The sequence below is a fragment of the Pseudomonas lactucae genome (assembly GCF_016937615.1).
In the GTDB taxonomy this organism is placed as follows: Bacteria; Pseudomonadota; Gammaproteobacteria; order Pseudomonadales; family Pseudomonadaceae; genus Aquipseudomonas; species Aquipseudomonas lactucae.
The window spans coordinates 25634-43964 of sequence record NZ_JAFHKI010000059.1 but is presented as its reverse complement, the minus strand read 5'-3'; the positions used below and the strand labels follow the sequence as shown (position 1 = coordinate 43964).

Below are 18331 nucleotides of genomic sequence, written 5' to 3'. Positions count from 1 at the left end.
TCCCTAATGCGTATCGCCGGCCACGATGACCACGCCGTCGGCGCATTCGTGTGCCAGCCAACTGGTCCAGCCCAGTCGGCAGATGTTGTGTTCACCCAGGTGCAGCGGCCGCACGTGCTCTTTGGCCAAGACCAACCGCAAGTCATATTCCAGGGGGTCCCGCACCGTCAGCCGCACCAACGAACACAGCAGCGGGTAGTCGGGGCCGGTGGGCAAAAAATCGTGAAAGCGCTGCCAGTCCAGGCCCTCCAGATGCACCCTGAATTTGCCGCCGCAGTCGGCAACGCGGCTTCCCAACACCTGGTCCTGGCCCAGCGCGCTATTGGCCTCCCCCAACCGGTTTCGCTGTGAGTCGGCGATGACCACCGAACGCTCGACCCATTGCTCGATAAACAAGCGGTTATGTTTGAAGTAGTACCGCAGCACGGTCTCGATCAAGGCTGCCGAATGCGCCCGCAGGCCAAGCAATCCCAAATAGGGCAATAGCCGTTTACAGTCCAATTGCGCAGCACCACGGATCTTCTTCCCGCGCAAACCGATCAGGGCAAACATCTGCTCGGAAAACGCATCTCGCGCCCCGGCCTGAAAACACGCCCGGTAGCGGTATTTGCGCCAGATTGGCAACATCAATCGCTGCAGGCGATGATGAAACAGGTCCAGGAAATCCCGGGTCGCGTTCCCATGCGCACCATCGGCAAACGCCTGCTCGCCATAAAAGGCCGGCAATGGCGAGGCCGCACCGCACAGGCCCAGCACGTTCAGGCGCAGGCGAGCACGCAATTGGCCGTGCTCGATAAAAAACTCCAGTCGATCGATGTCGTGGCCGGGAAACCCAAGGCCCGGATTGGCTTGAAACTCCAACCGGTCATACAGCGCGTTGTCATCCAGCAACGGATGGGCATCGCGCAGGCGTTCGATCACTTGCAAAATCGCTTGGAACAGCGAGTACTCGCGGATGACGCGAGACAGGTCGGTCAAAGCAGGGGTTGCAGGCCCATACGGGGTGGCCATAGGTACACGTTTCCTTGTGTGCTGATGACTTGTAGTTCGTGGTAGGCATTCAGGCTGGCGTACAGCGCAAAGAACTCATTGAGTACCGACGCGAACACAAACACTTCGCCCTGGCCCAGGAAGCCCTGGGCATCGATGGCCAGGTCGATCCGCACGCCTCGAAAGGGCATGCCACGGTGCAGGCGGTCGACGGCTGTATGACTGATCGATTGCAGTGCACCGAGCTTTCTTTGGCTGACCTTCCGCGCCTGCCGGTCGTGATAACGCGGCAGATCGTAGGTTTCGAGAATCAGCTTCAGCGCGTTGATATCGCTCAGCGACAGGTAGTTGAGCGACATGTTGCTTATAAGCCGCCAGAGAAAATCCTGATCCAGGGGTGGCGCAAAACTAGCGGTCGGCGCGCAGATATTGCGAAACGACAAGCCCTGGGGCGTGTGTTCGCACGGCTGGTTGATATCGCCCGCCTGGAGTTGCCGAGGCAGGTTGTGGTTCGTGCACGTCAGCTCGATCGACAGCGTTTCCTGGCCATGGCCCTGACCACCATCAAAGGCCAGCCAGGTGTCGAGGCCTTCGTGATGGGCCGAGGTGCGCTGGCGAATGCTGTAGCTGGAGGCGCCTGCCGATCCGCCGTCACCACGGTCATGCTCAAAGGATTCAAACGGCACGTACACCTGATGCCCCAGGCCGCCAGGACGCCAACCTGTAACCTCGTCTACGGAAAATACACAAGCGTTTCCCCGTGAGTACTCATTCGGAATCAGCAGGTATTCATCCTGCTTGCCATCCAGGCGAATCGGCACCGCATCGTGCTTGAACAGATTGACGATGGGCGTGCAGTGCAACTTCACGTTATCCAACGTCGGGCGCTGGGCGTCCTGGCACGGGGTGCGCAGCTCGAAGCACAAGGTCATGCCGCAGACCTGCCCGAGCACCTCATGATGCAGTCGCTGCAGAACGTCCAGACCCAGCACATCGACAAACAGGTATTTGTCCGCGAAGGCAAAGTACTCTTGCAGATGGCGATACCCACCAAAGGTATTACGCGGGTAGGGAATCAGTGCCTGATCCTCGGCAAACCCCACCGGCTGCACCTGGTCGGCGCCAAGCCGCAGCGCCAGAGTCTGGCCGTGCGCATCATTGACCGCACGCCCGTTGCGGTCGAACGGCAGCAGCACGATGCCTTCCAGTTGGCGCAACAGGCTCAGGTACAGCCCCTGGCTGATGTAGCGATCACCCGCCAGGTGCAGGCGCAATTGATCGAACGCGCACTCACTGAAGTTGCCCTCGGCACTCATTTCCAGACGCAGACTCAACAGCGCGCGTTCGCCCTGGACGGCGTATTCCAATGCACTCAGTTGCAGCGGCAAGACCTGTGTGGCGTAACAGGTTCGAAAGCGGCAGCGCTCACCATTGACTGCCGCGCTTTCGATGGGCGTGTCCCGTGCGACCATGACGCCGCGACCTGCGTGTTTCAACGAATCAAACTGCAGGATGCTGAACGCCGGCATCGGCCGCATATAATTGGGCCACAGCAAATGCATCAAGGCGTGAGTCAGTTCGGGCAACTCATCGTCCAGCTTCTGACGCAGGCGACCGGTGAGAAAGGCAAAGCCTTCGAGCAAGCGCTCCACATCCGGATCCTGGCCGGCTTGCGCAAGAAACGGCGCGAGCGCTGGATTACGCTCGGAAAAGCGTCGCCCGAGCTGTCGCAACGCGCTGAGTTCACGTTGGTAGTAAGGGTTAAGAGACATCCGGCAAGACCTCGACCTGCCCCGCGTCACGCAGGCGCGCAGTGAACAGCACAGGCTGCGTGACACCGTCGATGCACAAGGTGGCCTCGATGGCAAACGCGAGGGCCAGGGCATCGTGGACACGGGGCAATGCCCTCACCCGAACGTGCTTCAATCGCGGTTCGTACGCGCGGATAAAGCGCTCGATCAGCAGCCGCGACTGGCTCAATGATTCGTGCAGGCTGCGGTTCATGTCATTGAGATCGGGCAAGCCGTAGTCGGGCAGCGTCTGCACGCTGCCTGCACGGATGCTGAGCATTTTTCCCAGATGAGCCGCCACAGACGTCGCGCCACACGCGGAGGTTTTTGCCGGGCCTTCGAGCCGCTCGAAAAGGCTTTGGTAGCGGGTCATCCGCAAGCCCCCGTTCATTCTTTATCGAGCTTGCCGACCAGGGACAGGGTGAAGTCCGCCCCCATGTACTTGAAATGCGGCCGTACACTCAGATTGACGCGATACCAGCCCGGCTCGCCCTCAACCTCGCTGACGAGGATGCGCGCCGCACGCAGCGGCCGCCGACCGCGCACTTCGGCACTGGGGTTTTCCTGGTCTGCGACGTACTGGCGAATCCACTTGTTGAGTTCCAGCTCCAGGTCGGTACGTTCCTTCCATGAGCCCAGTTGCTCGCGTTGCAGCACCTTGAGGTAATGTGCGAGGCGGTTGACCACCATCATGTAGGGCAACTGGGTGCCAAGGCGATAATTGAGCTCGGCCTCCCTGCCCTCGGCACTGATACCGAAATGCTTGGGTTTCTGCACGGAGCTGGCGGAGAAAAACGCGGCATTGTCACTGCCCTTGCGCATGGTCAAGGCAATGAAGCCCTCTTGCGCCAGTTCGTATTCGCGCCGGTCGGAAACCAGAACCTCGGTGGGAATCTTGGTTTCGATTTCGCCCATGCTGTGGAAGTGATGCAGGGGCAAGTCTTCCACGGCACCGCCGCTTTGGGGGCCAATGATATTCGGGCACCAGCGAAACCGCGCAAAGCTGTCGGTCAAGCGCGTGGCAAAGGCGTAGGCGGTATTGCCCCACAGGTAATGCTCGTGGCTGTTGACCACGTTTTCCCGGTAGGCAAAGGTCTTGACCGGACATTCAAGGGGATCATAGGGCGTGCGCAGCAAAAAGCGCGGTACGGTCAGCCCGATGTAGCGCGCGTCTTCGCTCTGGCGAAAGCTCTGCCATTTGGCAAACTGCGGTCCCTCGAAATGATCTCGCAGATCCTTGAGGTCAGGCAGGCCGGTGAAGCTTTCCAGCCCGAAGAATGCCGGCCCGGCTGCGGCGATAAACGGCGCGTGAGCCATGCAGGCCACGCTGGAAGCGTATTGCATCAGCTTCACATCGGGTGCGCTGGGGGAAAGAAAATAGTTGGCGATGATCGCGCCCACCGGCTGGCCACCGAACTGACCGTACTCGGCACTGTAGACATGCTTGTAGAGCCCGGACTGAGTCACCTCGGGCGAGTCTTCGAAGTCATCGAGCAAATCTTGTCGAGAGACGTTGAGCAGTTCGATCTTGATGTTTTCCCGAAAGTTGGTGCGGTCGATCAACAACTGCAACCCCTTCCAGGCGGACTCAAGGGCCTGGAAGTCCGGGTGATGCAAAATCTCGTCGATTTGCCGGCTGAGCTTTTCGTCAATCTCGGCAATCATTCGGTCAACCAGGCGTTTCTTGACCGGTTCCCCGCTGTTATGCGGCTTGATCAGTTCTTCGATAAATGCCGAGACGCCGCGCTTGGCAATGCCATAAGCCTCGTCGTCCGCACTCAGTAACGTCTGGGCGATGATGTTGTCGAGGATGCTGTATTCGTCTGCAGCCTGGACAGGTATGGGGGTGTGTTGCAGGGTCATGGGTCAGTGTCCTTTTACTGAAAATGTCAGGCGGTTTGGCTGCTCAGCCCGAGCTCGGCCAATACCCGGGCGCGGGATTCGTCGTCGGCCAGGGCCTGTTCGATGGCCTTGCGAAAGCTCGGCGTATTGCCCAGAGGCCCCTTGAGCGCCATCAGCGCCTCACGCAACGCCATCAACTTTTGCAGCTCGGGAATCTGCTCGACCAGCTGTGCCGGGTTGAAATCCTTCATCGAATTGATGTGAACCTGAATGCCCAACTCCTCGACGTCGGCGCATTCCTGCAGACGGTTGGGCACATTCAGGGTGAGGCTCAACGCCTGCTTGGCCAGCACTTCATCGAGGGTGTTTTTGTCGATGCCAATGGGCTTACGGTCTTCAAGCTTGCGTGGGTCCTCGCGTTGGATGAAATCCCCCAGCACCAGCAGTTTCAACGGCAGTTCAACGTCTTCCCGGGCATCGCCGATAGCGGGTTTGAAAGTGAGATTGATGCGTTCCTTGGGTGCTACCGAACCTTCTTTGGCCATGGTATTTCTCCTTGTTCGAGTGGCTCGAAAGCCTATTCAAGTACCGCTTCAAGATCGAAGAGGCACAGCCTGCGGTGGGTGTCTTCCTTGCGCTCACGCACGGCGTGATCCTGGGGTAACAGGTCGCAGCAGCGGTGCAGAAGCCGCGTTACTTGAAGCGCCAGCTCGGGCTCCCAGCGTTCCAGGCCCGTGCGCTGCAACTCATGGTCCAGATGTTCGAGCTGATTTTTGCCAACTCGTGCTTGCCGGCCTGGACACACACACGCGCCTGGGCCAGCCGCCAATGGAAGCGGGCGCGCTCGCTGCGGGCCGCATGCAGGCCTTGGTTGAGTTCATGGATGGCGGGCTTGAGTCCGTCTTTGCGTAGCCTGGGCATCAGGTCCTGCAAGGCGAGTTCCCAGGGTTCGGTAGCGGCCGCCACGCCGGGTATCTCGGTTTTTTGCAGATGATGGGAAACGTGCTGTGCAATCCAGTCGCGCGTCGTGGCGTCGGCAAACGGCGCACCGTCGTGAAAGCGAAACTCAGGCAGATTCGGCAGACGCTGCAACAGCAGGGCGAAGCTCACTTCCAACTCCGTCATGGCCAGGTCAGCCTGCAACGCCTCCAGGCATTGCCAGACCATACGAACGCCGTCCAGCCAGAACATCGCCGTTGAGACGCTGGCTTCGAGTTCCAGCATCAAGTCGGCAAAATGCCCCTGGGCGAAACGCTCTTGATAACGCTTGAGCTTGTCGGGCGCTGGGCCGCGCAATGCGGTGACCCGCTCACTGTCGGCATCCGGATAATTGACCAGAACCAGCCATGCCAGTGTCCGGTTCAAGCGTAAGGCCCGCAGGTCGGTGGCATTCTGGCGCAACCACCAGTTGCACAAAGGGCGTGCCTGTTCCTGCAAGGTGCGCAGTAATCGGTGGGCCTCTTTTTCGTTATCGATCGCCGGCTCCGGTTTCAGCAACTGTGTCGCAGCCTGTTTGACCTGGGCGATGACACCCGTCACCCCCATGGCCGCGGCGTTCGCCAAGTCGATACGCTCGGATCGCTGGTCCAATTGCCGGCGAATCGGCAGCAACCGCGGCGCGTCATCCCCCAGGTACTCGGTCCAAAGCCTATCGAGCCACGCCAGATGCTCACGCAGGGCACGTAGCAGAGGCCGCTGGTCCGGAGTCGACAGGCTTTGTTCGGGCAACGCTTCCAGGCGCAAGACCAACCAGCCAAAGGCTGCGCCACGCGTACGCAACTTTTGCGGGTAAACCGCCGGCCAGTGATGCTCGCACAGGTGGCACAGCACGCCGAGGCCCGCCAGCAAACCGGGGAAAGACTCGCGCTGATGCAGCGCCCAGGTCAGCCAGACGGCCACGCGCACATCCTTGGAATGCTCGCGCAACACAGATTCGCTGACCTCCAGAACCTTTTGCCAATCCGGCTGGCCGCAATGAATGGATTGCATCTTGCCCATTTCGGACTCCAGCGCCTCGTACTCATTTGAAAAGCGCATATCACTGCCCGAAAAACCATTTTGCAAACACGGCTGCCTTGCAAGTTCAAGGTAATAAGCGCTGAGTTTTTCCGAATAATCCATTTGGCAACACACGCAACTAATCAAGGCATGAGCGACACCTTCATTGCGCTTTAAACCGCGCAACATGGCGTCATATAAACTTCAGTAACTGCATCACGAAGTTCGCAAACCTTAGCCACCCTCACACCATTCGGCAAGCAACACAGCGACACTTAAGAACTTTCCTACACTCCAGAAAATACGCTGCCTGCGCAGCATTTTGCACAGTAAAAATCCTACACTAAGCCAGAACACCAGGTGAGAACCATTGATTTAACGGGCAATAACCTTGAGCAACCAAATGCACACTTATGCGCAAATACAACCCGGCTATCCCGCTAAAAAAAACATCCAAACTTATCAAACTAACAGCGCACTCCAACGCCACCTGCCGTATTCATTGGCGCTCGCACTTTCCGGCATGCTTTTTGTTATAGGCATTCAGCCCAGCCGGCACAGTGGTCGGTGGGCACTACCTCTTCAATCAGGCAAGGAAACCCGTCATGCCAACACCCGCGTATCTCTCCATCACCGGTGTCAAACAAGGTTTGATTACGGCAGGCACGTTCACTCAGGACTCGGTAGGCAACATTTATCAGGAAGGCCACGAGGATCAGATTCTGGTCCAGGCTTTTTCCCATCAGGTCATCATTCCTCGTGACCCGCAGTCGGGTCAGCCAACGGGCCAGAGGGTTCACAAGCCGTTGATGATCAGCAAGGTCTTCGATAAATCCTCACCGTTGCTGTTCAGCGCATTGACCAGCGGCGAAGAGGTCAAGTGCAGGTTGGAATGGTTCCGCACCTCTTCGGCCGGCACCCAGGAGCATTACTTCACCATTGAACTGGAGGGCGCGACCCTGGTGGATATCCAGTCACGCATGCCCAACTGCCAGGACCCGGACAACGCCCACTTCACCCACCTGGAGGATGTGTACTTCACCTATCGCAAGATTGTGTGGACCCATGAAGTGTCCGGCACCTCAGGTTCGGATGACTGGCGCAGCCCGATAGCCGGTTAAGCCGCCCCCCCACAAACGGCTGCCAGGGACGGCAGCGTTTGTGTCGAGCCGCTACACCATTGCCAGGGGATGCTTGCGTTTGGGCGCACCGAACACCCGGTCGATGGCGTCCAGGTCGTGTTCGTCGAGTTTCAGGTTGGCGGCGGCGGCGTTAAGACGCACGTGCGCAGGCGTTACGGCCTTGGGAATGGCGATCACCCCGTCCTGGCGCAGCACCCAGGCCAGGGAAACCTGGGCAGGTGTAACCCCGTGGCGCTGGGCAATCTGCTTGAGCGTCGGGCTGGAAAGCAGTTGACCACCCTGGGCGATCGGACAGTACGCCATCAACGGCAAATGGTGCTGTTGCCACCAGGGCAACAGGTCGAATTCGATGCCGCGCTCCTCGATGTTGTAGAGCACCTGGTTAGTGGCGCAGGCCGCAGATGCGAGTTCCTGCAGGTCGGCCACGTCAAAATTGGAGACGCCCCAACGGCCGATCTTGCCGGCCTCGCGCAGGCGTTCGAAGGCTTCGACGGTTTCTTCAAGGGGGTATTGGCCCCGCCAATGCAGCAGGTACAAATCGATATGCTCGGTCCCCAGGCGCCGCAAGCTGGCGTCGCAGGCACGCGGAACGCCCTTGTGGCTGGCATTGTGCGGATACACCTTGCTCACCAGGAACACCTGGTCACGCTTGCCACGAATGGCTTCACCGACGACCTCTTCAGCGCCACCCTCGCCGTACATTTCGGCGGTATCGATCAGGGTCATGCCTTCGTCGATTCCCAGTTGCAACGCAGCGACTTCCTCCCGGCGCCGGCCCGAGTCTTCGCCCATGCGCCAGGTGCCCTGGCCGATGACAGGAACGGGAACGCCCGCCAGATCGATGGTACGCATGACAACCTCCTGATGAGTTCACGGATTAAACAGTGTGGCATTGACCGGACAAAAGGGTTCAACCGAAGTATGGTTGCGTCCGCCAAGTCGCCAGGAAGGACCTGCAATGCTGTTTGTCGTGATGCTCGGGGGCAAGCACCCAAGGGCCAGGATCGAAGTCCATGATGTGGTGTTCACCGCCGCGGACACGCTGGAAGCCACCTATGCGCAACTGCGCGATGCGTGGTTCGGCAGCCCCAAGGGCGTGCACATCGATTCGTGGATGGCGGTCGACGGCGTGGACGGCTGGAGAGTCGAACTCAGCCACCTGGCGCCACAGGCAGATGCGCATCACCTGTACTTCATCAACCTCGGTGGTTATGAAGCCAATAGTTTTGGCGAAGCGCACCACTATTCACTGGTGGTCGCCCGCAACAAACAGGAAGCCAAAAGCAAGGGCAAGCAACAGATGCTGCGGCATTGGTCCCAGGCGCATACGGACGCGGTGATGGACGTCGACGACTGCCTGCCCATCGACCTGGTGGACGGTCGTTATGTGCACCTGGTGCCAGGCCCGCACCGCCCGATCCTGCAGCGCAACGACTATATCGTCCTGGGTTGAGTCGCCAGGTGCGCCACTCAGGCAATCCGTGGGAACTTTGCCAGGAAATAACCGCCTGAATCCGGTACGCTCACCCTTTTCATTCAAGGAGTTACTCATCATGGCCAAAGCCACCGCCCGTCACATCCTCGTTTCCACTGAAGCCAAGTGCAACGAACTGAAGACCCAAATCGAAGGCGGCGCTGATTTCGCAGAAGTTGCCAAAACCAATTCCAGCTGCCCATCGAGCCGTCAGGGCGGCGACCTGGGTTCGTTCGGTCCAGGCCAGATGGTCAAGGAGTTCGACACTGTCGTATTCAGCGCCCCGGTCAATACCGTGCAAGGTCCGGTCAAGACTCAGTTCGGCTACCACCTGTTGGAAGTCACCAGCCGTCAGGACTGATCCCGACGTGCACTGATGCGAGAAACGACGCCCGCCTTTTGGTGGGCCGTTGTGCATGTGATGACTGGCGACGCTGCGGCCGTTAGCGTACAAATCCCTATCCTTCTTCACCCGGCATTCAAGGCTGACAATGCGATTGGCTTTTTCCACACCCCTGCTCAGTGCTGCATTGGCTATTCTGTTGGCCAGCACCGCTGTGATCGCAGCCCCGCAACCCTACCTCACGGTTTATGGCGAACCCGCCAAGTACCCCGCCGGCTTCAGCCATTTCGACTACGCCAACCCCAACGCCCCCAAGGGCGGCAGCCTGAAGCGTTCGGCGATCGAAATCGGCCGCTTCGACCATGTATTGCCCTATATCGACAAAGGCATCGGCGTGACCCAGGTCGACGGCTGGCTGTACGCGCCCCTGGCCCAGCGCTCCCTGGATGAGCCCTATACGGTCTATGGCCTGGTCGCCGAGAAGATGGAACGCGCCGATGACGGCCTGTCGCTGCGCTTCTACCTGAACCCCAAGGCGCGTTTCGCCGACGGCAAGCCGATTACCGCCGAAGACGTACGCTACAGCTTCGATTTGTTGATGACTCAAGGCAGCCTGCGCTTTCGCACACTGTTTGCCGACGTAAAACACGTCGAGGTGGAAGGTGAGCGCCAGGTGCGCTTCGATTTTTCCAGCAACGAAAACCGCACCCTGCCCCTGGATATCGCCACCCTGCCGGTGTTCCCCGAGCACTGGTGGAAAACCCGCGACTTCGCCAACGGCGGCGGCTACGAGGCGCCGCTAGGCAGCGGCCCGTACAAGATCAGCAAGATTGACTCCGGCAGCACCATCACCTTTACCCGCGACCCGGACTGGTGGGGCAAGGACCTGCCGGTGAGCCGTGGCCTGTACAACTTCGATCACCTGAGCCTGGAGTATTTCGGCGACACCGAAGTGGCGCGCCAGGTACTGCGTGGTGGCGCCTACGATTTCAACCGTGAATTCTCCGCCACCGGCTACTCCATCGGCTACAACGGACCGGCCCTCGACGACGGCCGCCTGCAACGTGCGCACTTGGCCAAGCAAATGCCACAACCGGCCCAGGGCTATGTGTTCAACGTGCAGAAGCCGATGTTCAAGGACCGCCGCGTACGCCAGGCTCTGGCAATGTTGTGGGACTTCGAATGGGCCAACCGGCAGATGATGCGCAATATGTACATCCGCCAGCAGAGCTTCTTCTCCAACAGCCCGTTGGCGGCCAGCCAACTGCCAACCAAGGAAGAACTGGCGATTCTCGAACCGCTGCGCGGGCAAGTGCCCGAGGAAGTCTTCACCCAGGTGTTCAAGGCGCCGGTCACCGATGGCAGCGGCATGATCCGCGACAAACAATTGCAAGCCCTGGCGCTGCTGGAAGACGCCGGCTGGAAACCGGACGGTGACAAGTTGGTCAATGCCGAGGGCGAACCACTGGAGTTCACCTTTCTCAACGCCCAGGCCGGCCTTGAGCGACTGTTGCTGCCATACAAGCGCAACCTGGCGCAGATCGGCATCACCCTGAACATCCGCCGTATCGATTCTTCCCAGTACGTCAACCGTTTGATGACGCGGGACTACGACATGATCGTCACCGGTTTTCCGGTCACCACCTCGCCAGGTATGGAGCTGTACAACTATTTTGGTTCAAGCGCAGCCTTCGATCCGGGTGCCAACAACTACATGGTGCTCAAGGACCCGGCCGTCGACAGCTTGATCAAGGGCCTGGTCAAAGCCGACACCCAGGCGCAGATGCTCACCTATGCCCATGCCCTGGACCGCGTGCTGCAATGGAATTACCTGTGGATCCCCAATTACTACCCGCCCGGCACCTCCGCTGCGTGGTGGAACCGTTTCGGTCGCCCGGCCATCGAGGCCAAAAACGATGAAGCCCTGGAAACCTGGTGGGAGATCAGCCCCACGCCGCTGACCAATGAGCAGATGAACGCCGAACTGAAAAAACGCGGAGGGGCCCGCTGATGTTTGCCTATATCGTGCGGCGCCTGCTGCTGATCATCCCGACCCTGGTGATCATCCTGCTGGTGAACTTCGTGATCGTGCAGGCCGCTCCCGGCGGCCCGGTGGAGCAGGCCATCGCCCATCTGCAAGGGATTGGCGGCGGTGGCGTCGGCGGCTCCTCCGGCGAAGGCATCGGCAGCGGTTCTCGCGCCAGCCGTGGCCTGGACCCGAAGCTGATCAAGGACATCGAAAAACAATACGGTTTCGACAAACCCGCGCCGGAACGCCTGTGGCTGATGCTCAAGAGCTACGCCCAACTGGACTTCGGCAACAGTTTTTTTCGTGGCAAGACCGTGATCGACCTGATCCTGGAAAAGATGCCCGTCACTATTTCCCTGGGCCTGTGGGCCACTCTGATCACCTATTTGGTATCGATTCCCCTGGGCATTCGCAAGGCAGTGCGCCACGGCAGCAGCTTTGATGTGTGGAGCAGCACCGCCATCGTGGTCGGCTATGCAATGCCCGCCTTCCTGTTTGCGATGTTCCTGATCGTGGTGTTCGCCGGCGGCACTTCGCTGAACTGGTTCCCGGTGCGCGGCCTGGTCTCGGAAAATTTCGAGGAACTGAGTACCGTGGGCAAGATTGCCGACTACTTCTGGCACCTAGTGCTGCCGGTGACCTCATTGGTGATCGGCGGCTTCGCCACCTTGACCATTCTCACCAAGAACTCCTTTCTCAATGAAATCACCCGCCAGTACGTGGTCACCGCGCGCGCCAAAGGCTTGAGCGAACGACGGGTGTTGTATGGCCATGTGTTCCGCAACGCCATGTTGCTGGTGATCTCCGGGATTCCACAGGCGTTTATCAGCGTGTTCTTTGCCGGCTCTTTGCTCATTGAAGTGATCTTCTCCCTCGACGGCCTGGGCCGCATGAGCTACGAAGCCGCCGTGTCGCGGGACTACCCGGTGGTGTTTGGTTCGCTGTTTATCTTCACCCTGTTCGGCCTCTTGATAAAACTGATCGGTGACCTCTGCTACACCCTGGTGGACCCGCGTATCGACTTCGTCGCGAGGAACGCCTGATGCTTAACCTGTCTCCCGTGGCCCGTCGGCGTTTCGAGCGGTTCAAGAAAAACCGTCGGGGCTGGTGGTCGCTGTGGCTGTTTATCGGCCTGTTTATCCTGACCCTCGGCGGCGAGTTGATCGCCAACGACAAACCGTTGGTGCTCAGCTACAAAAACGAGCTGTATTTCCCGGTGTTCAAGCGCTACACCGAGCAGCAGTTTGGCGGGCAATTGCCATTCCAGGCGGACTACCGCAGCGACTACGTGCAAAAGCTGATCAAGCAGGACGGCGGCTGGATGCTGTTCCCACCGATCCCGTTCAGTGACGACACGCCCAACTACGAACTGACCCGCCCTGCCCCCAGCCCACCCTCGGCGGTGAACTGGCTGGGCACCGATGACCAGTCGCGCGATGTGCTGGCGCGGGTGATCTTCGGCGCGCGGGTGTCGATCCTGTTTGCCCTGGCACTCACTGCGATCAGCGCCGCCATCGGCATTGCCGCCGGCGCCTTGCAGGGTTACTACGGCGGCTGGGTCGACTTGATCGGCCAGCGTGTCCTGGAGGTCTGGTCCGGCCTGCCGGTGCTGTACCTGCTGATCATCCTCTCAGGGTTCGTCGAGCCGAATTTCTGGTGGTTGCTGGGGATCATGGCGTTGTTTTCCTGGCTGGCGCTGGTGGACGTGGTACGCGCCGAGTTCCTGCGCGGGCGCAACCTGGAATACGTCAAGGCCGCCCGCGCGCTGGGCCTGGGCGATGGCAAGATCATCCGCCGGCATATCCTGCCCAATGCGATGACCGCCACGTTGAGCTATCTGCCGTTTATCCTGACCGGGGCGATTTCCACCCTCAGCGCCCTGGATTTCCTCGGCTTCGGCATGCCCGCCGGCAGCGCCTCGCTGGGCGAGTTGATCGCCCAGGGCAAGCAGAACCTGCAAGCGCCGTGGCTGGGTTTGACGGCGTTTTTCACCCTGGCGCTGATCCTGTCGCTGCTGGTCTTTATCGGCGAGGCGTTGCGTGACGCCTTCGACCCACGTTCATGAGCGAATCCCTATGAACCTGATCGAAATACGTGACCTCAATGTCGCTTTCAGCGGCCAGACCGTGGTGCGCAACCTGTGCCTGGACGTGCGCCCCGGCGAATGCCTGGCGCTGGTGGGCGAATCGGGTTCGGGCAAATCGGTGACCGCCCATTCGATCCTGCAACTGCTGCCCGAGGCCGGCACCGAAACCACCGGTTCCATCACGTATCGCGGCCAGGCGTTGATCGGCGCATCCACCGCCACGCTGCAAAAGCTGCGCGGCAACCGTATTGCGATGATCTTCCAGGAGCCGATGACCTCCCTCAACCCGCTGCACAGCATCGAAAAACAGATCGGCGAAACCCTGCTGCTGCACAAAGGCCTGGGCGGCAAGGCGGCGCAGGCGCGTATCCTCGAACTGCTTGAACTGGTGGGTATCCAGAAACCCCAGGAACGCCTCAAGGCCTATCCGCACCAACTGTCCGGCGGCCAACGCCAGCGGGTGATGATCGCCATGGCCCTGGCCTGCGAACCGGAACTGCTGATCGCCGACGAGCCCACCACCGCGCTGGATGTGACCGTGCAGCGCAAGATCCTGCTGCTGCTCAAGTCGCTGCAACAACGCCTGGGCATGTCGCTGCTGCTGATCAGCCATGACCTCAACCTGGTGCGCAGCATTGCCCAGCGCGTGTGCGTGATGCGCGCCGGCGAAATCGTCGAGCAGGCCGAGTGCGAAACCTTGTTCACCGCGCCGCAACACCCCTACAGCCGCCTGTTGCTGGACGCCGAACCTTCCGGCGATGTGTTGTGCAGTGACCCGCGCGAGACGGTACTGGAAGTGAACGACCTGAGCGTCCAATTCCCACTCGGCGGCGGACTGTTTCGGCGCAAGACTTATTTGCACGCTGTGGACGGCATCAGCCTCAGCGTGCAGCGCGGCAAGACCCTAGGGATTGTCGGCGAGTCCGGCTCAGGCAAGTCCACCCTCGGCCAGGCGATCCTGCGTTTACTCGACTCCACCGGCAGCATCCGCTTCCAGGGTGAAGCCCTCGACCCGCTCAACCACCAACAGATGCGTCCGTGGCGCAAGCAGATGCAGGTGGTGTTCCAGGACCCTTATGCAGCCTCAGCCCGCGCATGTCGGTGCAGCAGATCATCAGCGAAGGCCTGGAAGTGCATGCGCCGTGCAGCCTGGCCGACCGCGACGCCCAGGTGATCCAGGTGCTCAAGGATGTGGGTCTGGACCCTGCCAGCCGCCATCGCTACCCCCATGAATTTTCCGGAGGCCAGCGCCAGCGCATCGCCATCGCTCGCGCGCTGGTGCTCAAGCCGGCGCTGATGCTACTGGACGAACCCACCTCCGCCCTCGACCGGACCGTGCAGAAACAAGTGGTGGCGTTGCTGCGTGAGTTGCAGGAAAAGTACGGCCTGACCTACCTGTTCATCAGCCATGATCTGGCGGTGGTGCGAGCCATGGCACACGACATGATCGTGATCAAGGATGGCAAGGTAGTGGAGCGCGGCGCGAGCCATGACGTCTTTGAATCGCCGCAGCATCCATACACCCAGGAGTTGCTGGCCGCTGCGTGTGGACTGTCGACATGAACACCCGCCTGACGGACTACCAACACGTTCGGGGCCTGGCCATCCAGTCGCTGTTCGAGATCATCGAGCAGTCCAGCGAAGGCACGGTGATCGTCGACCGTGACGCGAATATCGTGTGGATGAACGAGCGCTACGCAAAGCGCTTCGGCCTCAAAAGCGCCGAAGAGGCCATCGGCCAACCGTGCGAACAGGTGATCTCCAACAGCCTGTTGCGCCAGGTGGTGCGCAACGACCGGCCGATTTTGCTGGATATCCAGGACACGCCCAAAGGCCCGTTGGTGGTGATGCGCCTGCCGATCCACGACGATGCCGGCGGGGTGATCGGGGCGATTGGTTTTGCGCTGTTCGACGAACTGCGCAACCTGTCGCCATTGATCGAACGCTACCTGAGCATGCAGCAGGAACTGGCTTCGACCCGCTCGCTGCTGCGTTCACGCCAGAGCAAGTACAACTTCGCGCACTTTATCGGCACCAGCGCCGCCAGCCTGGAAGTCAAACGCCGGGCGCGACGCAGTGCGAGTGCCGAATCGCCGGTCTTGCTGCTGGGGGAAACCGGCACCGGCAAGGAGCTGCTCGCCCAGGCCATCCACGGCGCCTCCACGCGGGCGCACAAGGCGTTTGTCAGTATCAACAGCGCCGCCATCCCGGCAGACCTGCTGGAAGCCGAGTTCTTCGGCACGGCGCCCGGTGCGTTTACCGGCGCCGACCGCAAGGGCCGCCCCGGCAAGTTCCAGATCGCTCAGGGCGGCACACTGTTCCTCGATGAAATCGGCGATATGCCCCTCGCCCTGCAAAGCAAACTGCTGCGGGTGTTGCAGGAAAAGGAATTCGAACCGGTCGGTTCCAACGAAATGCTGCACAGCGATGTGCGGGTGATCGCGGCCACGTCCATGGACCTGGAGGCAGCAATCAAGCGCGGCGAGTTTCGCGCGGATCTGTATTACCGGCTCAACGTGCTGCCGATTCAGGTGCCGCCGCTGCGGGAGCGGCTGGAGGATATTCCGGCGTTGAGCGAGGCGATCCTGGAAGAACTGCGCAGCCGGCATGAACTGGACCGCGAGGCCCTGGCGCTGTTGGCGCAACATGCCTGGCCGGGGAATATTCGTGAGTTGCGCAATGTGTTGGAGCGGGCGGCGTTGTTGACCGATGACCTGGTGCTGGATGCCGCGCAGATTCGCGCTGCGATTGGCACATTTACCCCGGTTGAGCGCAGTGAAGTGATGGCGATCGCGGGTGAAACCTTCGGTGCGGCGCGGGAGCGGTTTGATCGGCAGATCATTGGCGCGACGCTCAGGGACTGTGAGGGGAATGTGGTGGAGGCTGCCAGGCGATTGGGGCTTGGAAGATCGACCCTTTACAAAAAAATGGTTGCATTGGGTATCAGCGAATCTCAATAAAGAGACTTCATTCTCCATACAAAGACAAACCCTGTGGGAGGGGGCTTGCTCCCGATAGCAGTGTGACAGTCGCTGTAGTAGTTGACTGGTTCCACCGCTATCGGGAGCAAGCCCCCTCCTACATTTGATTTATGCACGTCTCAAAAAAGAGACAAGCGTAAAAATCGCTTAAACAAAATCAAAAAATACTCTTATATTTCAATAAGTTGCATAAGTGGCATAGATCTCGCTTTAGCTTCCAAAGCTTTATCCCACAACAATAACAATCCGATGGAGACACACCATGAGTGTGATCATTGCCCTGGCCGCGCTCGCGCTGCTGATGCTGGCTGCCTACCGTGGCTATAGCGTTATCCTGTTCGCCCCCATCGCCGCGCTCGGCGCTGTGCTGCTCACCGACCCGTCCGCTGTCGCTCCTGCCTTTACCGGGGTGTTCATGGAGAAAATGGTCGGCTTCATCAAGCTGTATTTCCCAGTGTTCCTGCTCGGTGCGGTGTTCGGCAAATTGATCGAGCTGTCGGGGTTTTCGCGCTCGATCGTCGCGGCCGCGATCCGCTTGCTTGGCACGCGCCAGGCGATGCTGGTGATCGTGCTGGTCTGCGCCCTGCTCACCTACGGCGGCGTGTCGTTGTTTGTGGTGGTGTTTGCGGTGTACCCGTTCGCGGCGGAGATGTTCCGCCAGAGCAATATCCCCAAGCGCCTGATCCCGGCGACCATCGCCCTCGGCGCGTTTTCGTTCACCATGGATGCCCTGCCCGGCACGCCGCAGATCCAGAACATCATCCCCAGCACCTTCTTCAACACCACCGCCTGGGCGGCGCCATGGCTGGGCTTGATCGGCACGATTTTCGTGTTCTGCGCCGGCATGCTCTACCTGTCGCGCCAGCGCAACAAGGCGCAGCGCGCCGGTGAAGGTTACGGCACCGAGCTGCGCAACGAGCCGGAAACCGCCGAGAACCTGAGCCTGCCCAACCCGTGGGTCGCGCTGTCGCCGCTGCTTCTGGTGGGGGTGATGAACCTGTTGTTCACTCACTGGATCCCGCTGTGGTACGGCAAGACCCACAGCCTCAGCCTGGCCGGCATGAGCACCCCGGTGACCACCGACATCGCCAAGCTCACCGCGATCTGGGCGGTGCAGGCGGCGTTGCTGGTGGGGATTATCGTGGTGTTGGTGTTCGGTTTTTCGGCAATCAAAAGCAAGCTGGCCGAGGGCAGTAAAAGTGCCGTCAGCGGTGCGCTGCTGGCGGCGATGAACACCGCCTCGGAATACGGCTTTGGCGCGGTGATCGCCTCGCTGCCGGGTTTTCTGGTGCTGGCGGACTGGCTCAAGGGCATTCCCAACCCGTTGGTCAACGAAGCGATTACCGTGACCTTGCTGGCAGGTATCACCGGTTCCGCTTCGGGCGGCATGAGCATCGCCCTGGCGGCCATGTCCGAGAGCTTTATTGCGGCGGCCCACGCGGCCAATATCCCCCTTGAAGTGCTGCACCGGGTCGCGGCCATGGCCAGCGGCGGCATGGACACCCTGCCCCACAACGGCGCGGTGATCACGTTGCTGGCGGTCACCGGGCTGACCCACCGCGAAGCCTACAAGGACATTTTCGGCATCACGATCATCAAGACCCTCGCGGTGTTCGTGGTGATCGGTACTTTCTACGCCACTGGCATTGTGTGAGG

General features: G+C 60.2%; 14 protein-coding genes and 2 pseudogenes. 9 read left to right on the top strand and 7 right to left on the bottom strand.

Annotation, left to right across the window (positions count from 1 at the left end):
• Window positions 1-3: 3 nt before the first annotated feature.
• The 6 genes and pseudogenes from tssG to tssA form a co-directional block, all read right to left on the bottom strand.
• Window positions 4-1011 carry a type VI secretion system baseplate subunit TssG gene (gene tssG / locus JWR98_RS12080; RefSeq protein WP_205490137.1) on the bottom strand — a complete coding sequence of 336 codons (1008 nt, stop codon included), beginning with the start codon at window positions 1009-1011 and terminating at the stop codon, window positions 4-6.
• Entirely contained in the window at window positions 975-2762 is a 1788-nt protein-coding gene (tssF, locus tag JWR98_RS12075) for a type VI secretion system baseplate subunit TssF (RefSeq protein WP_078733463.1), read from the bottom strand. The genes tssG and tssF overlap by 37 nt, the downstream gene beginning before the upstream one ends.
• Window positions 2752-3153 (bottom strand): type VI secretion system baseplate subunit TssE, encoded by a 402-nt coding sequence (tssE, locus tag JWR98_RS12070; protein WP_205490136.1) that lies wholly within the window; start codon window positions 3151-3153, stop codon window positions 2752-2754. Before tssE ends, tssF begins: the two co-directional genes overlap by 11 nt.
• Before the next feature lie 14 nt (window positions 3154-3167).
• A complete protein-coding gene (tssC, locus tag JWR98_RS12065) occupies window positions 3168-4643 on the bottom strand; it encodes a type VI secretion system contractile sheath large subunit (RefSeq protein WP_078733465.1) in 1476 nt (491 codons plus the stop codon).
• A 26-nt stretch (window positions 4644-4669) separates the two neighbouring features.
• Complete coding sequence (gene tssB / locus JWR98_RS12060) at window positions 4670-5167, bottom strand: type VI secretion system contractile sheath small subunit (protein ID WP_078733466.1); 498 nt, start codon at window positions 5165-5167, stop codon at window positions 4670-4672.
• A gap of 200 nt (window positions 5168-5367) precedes the next feature.
• Window positions 5368-6659: pseudogene (tssA, locus tag JWR98_RS12055) on the bottom strand (type VI secretion system protein TssA); the annotation flags it as partial.
• A 566-nt stretch (window positions 6660-7225) separates the two neighbouring features.
• Here tssA and JWR98_RS12050 point away from each other — a divergent pair.
• Window positions 7226-7741, top strand: a complete 516-nt coding sequence (locus tag JWR98_RS12050; RefSeq protein ID WP_003174383.1) for an Hcp family type VI secretion system effector — start codon at window positions 7226-7228, stop codon at window positions 7739-7741.
• Window positions 7742-7792: 51 nt separating this feature from the next.
• Here the strand turns inward: JWR98_RS12050 and JWR98_RS12045 are convergent, their stop codons facing one another.
• Window positions 7793-8614: an aldo/keto reductase gene (locus tag JWR98_RS12045; protein ID WP_078733468.1), complete on the bottom strand. Its 822-nt coding sequence runs from the start codon at window positions 8612-8614 to the stop codon at window positions 7793-7795.
• A 106-nt stretch (window positions 8615-8720) separates the two neighbouring features.
• Between JWR98_RS12045 and JWR98_RS12040 the strand changes: the two genes are divergently transcribed.
• The 8 genes and pseudogenes from JWR98_RS12040 to JWR98_RS12005 all read left to right on the top strand — a co-directional run bounded on the left by JWR98_RS12040 (window position 8721) and on the right by JWR98_RS12005 (window position 18329).
• Window positions 8721-9215 carry a DUF1543 domain-containing protein gene (locus JWR98_RS12040; protein WP_078733469.1) on the top strand — a complete coding sequence of 165 codons (495 nt, stop codon included), beginning with the start codon at window positions 8721-8723 and terminating at the stop codon, window positions 9213-9215.
• A gap of 100 nt (window positions 9216-9315) precedes the next feature.
• Window positions 9316-9597 carry a peptidylprolyl isomerase gene (locus JWR98_RS12035; protein WP_078733470.1) on the top strand — a complete coding sequence of 94 codons (282 nt, stop codon included), beginning with the start codon at window positions 9316-9318 and terminating at the stop codon, window positions 9595-9597.
• Window positions 9598-9727: 130 nt separating this feature from the next.
• Window positions 9728-11590 (top strand): extracellular solute-binding protein, encoded by a 1863-nt coding sequence (locus tag JWR98_RS12030; RefSeq protein ID WP_205490134.1) that lies wholly within the window; start codon window positions 9728-9730, stop codon window positions 11588-11590.
• Window positions 11590-12651, top strand: coding sequence for a microcin C ABC transporter permease YejB (locus tag JWR98_RS12025; RefSeq protein WP_078733472.1), 1062 nt, complete (start codon window positions 11590-11592; stop codon window positions 12649-12651). The genes JWR98_RS12030 and JWR98_RS12025 overlap by 1 nt, the downstream gene beginning before the upstream one ends.
• Complete coding sequence (locus tag JWR98_RS12020; RefSeq protein WP_003174389.1) at window positions 12651-13673, top strand: ABC transporter permease; 1023 nt, start codon at window positions 12651-12653, stop codon at window positions 13671-13673. The genes JWR98_RS12025 and JWR98_RS12020 overlap by 1 nt, the downstream gene beginning before the upstream one ends.
• 10 nt (window positions 13674-13683) lie before the next feature.
• Window positions 13684-15257, top strand: a pseudogene (locus JWR98_RS12015) (ABC transporter ATP-binding protein).
• Window positions 15254-16654 carry a sigma-54 interaction domain-containing protein gene (locus JWR98_RS12010; protein WP_078733474.1) on the top strand — a complete coding sequence of 467 codons (1401 nt, stop codon included), beginning with the start codon at window positions 15254-15256 and terminating at the stop codon, window positions 16652-16654. Before JWR98_RS12015 ends, JWR98_RS12010 begins: the two are co-directional and overlap by 4 nt.
• A gap of 283 nt (window positions 16655-16937) precedes the next feature.
• Entirely contained in the window at window positions 16938-18329 is a 1392-nt protein-coding gene (locus JWR98_RS12005) for a GntP family permease (protein ID WP_078733475.1), read from the top strand.
• Window positions 18330-18331 lie beyond the last annotated feature (2 nt).

What these genes read in the sequence shown, in the direction of transcription:
- tssG (WP_205490137.1), bottom strand. Translation starts at nt 1,011, where the DNA reads ATGGCCACCCCGTATGGGCCTGCAACCCCTGCTTTGACCGACCTGTCT.
- JWR98_RS12035 (WP_078733470.1), top strand. Translation starts at nt 9,316, where the DNA reads ATGGCCAAAGCCACCGCCCGTCACATCCTCGTTTCCACTGAAGCCAAG.
- JWR98_RS12005 (WP_078733475.1), top strand. Translation starts at nt 16,938, where the DNA reads ATGAGTGTGATCATTGCCCTGGCCGCGCTCGCGCTGCTGATGCTGGCT.
- JWR98_RS12020 (WP_003174389.1), top strand. Translation starts at nt 12,651, where the DNA reads ATGCTTAACCTGTCTCCCGTGGCCCGTCGGCGTTTCGAGCGGTTCAAG.
- JWR98_RS12050 (WP_003174383.1), top strand. Translation starts at nt 7,226, where the DNA reads ATGCCAACACCCGCGTATCTCTCCATCACCGGTGTCAAACAAGGTTTG.
- JWR98_RS12045 (WP_078733468.1), bottom strand. Translation starts at nt 8,614, where the DNA reads ATGCGTACCATCGATCTGGCGGGCGTTCCCGTTCCTGTCATCGGCCAG.
- tssC (WP_078733465.1), bottom strand. Translation starts at nt 4,643, where the DNA reads ATGACCCTGCAACACACCCCCATACCTGTCCAGGCTGCAGACGAATAC.
- tssB (WP_078733466.1), bottom strand. Translation starts at nt 5,167, where the DNA reads ATGGCCAAAGAAGGTTCGGTAGCACCCAAGGAACGCATCAATCTCACT.
- JWR98_RS12010 (WP_078733474.1), top strand. Translation starts at nt 15,254, where the DNA reads ATGAACACCCGCCTGACGGACTACCAACACGTTCGGGGCCTGGCCATC.
- tssE (WP_205490136.1), bottom strand. Translation starts at nt 3,153, where the DNA reads ATGACCCGCTACCAAAGCCTTTTCGAGCGGCTCGAAGGCCCGGCAAAA.
- JWR98_RS12030 (WP_205490134.1), top strand. Translation starts at nt 9,728, where the DNA reads ATGCGATTGGCTTTTTCCACACCCCTGCTCAGTGCTGCATTGGCTATT.
- JWR98_RS12025 (WP_078733472.1), top strand. Translation starts at nt 11,590, where the DNA reads ATGTTTGCCTATATCGTGCGGCGCCTGCTGCTGATCATCCCGACCCTG.
- JWR98_RS12040 (WP_078733469.1), top strand. Translation starts at nt 8,721, where the DNA reads ATGCTGTTTGTCGTGATGCTCGGGGGCAAGCACCCAAGGGCCAGGATC.
- tssF (WP_078733463.1), bottom strand. Translation starts at nt 2,762, where the DNA reads ATGTCTCTTAACCCTTACTACCAACGTGAACTCAGCGCGTTGCGACAG.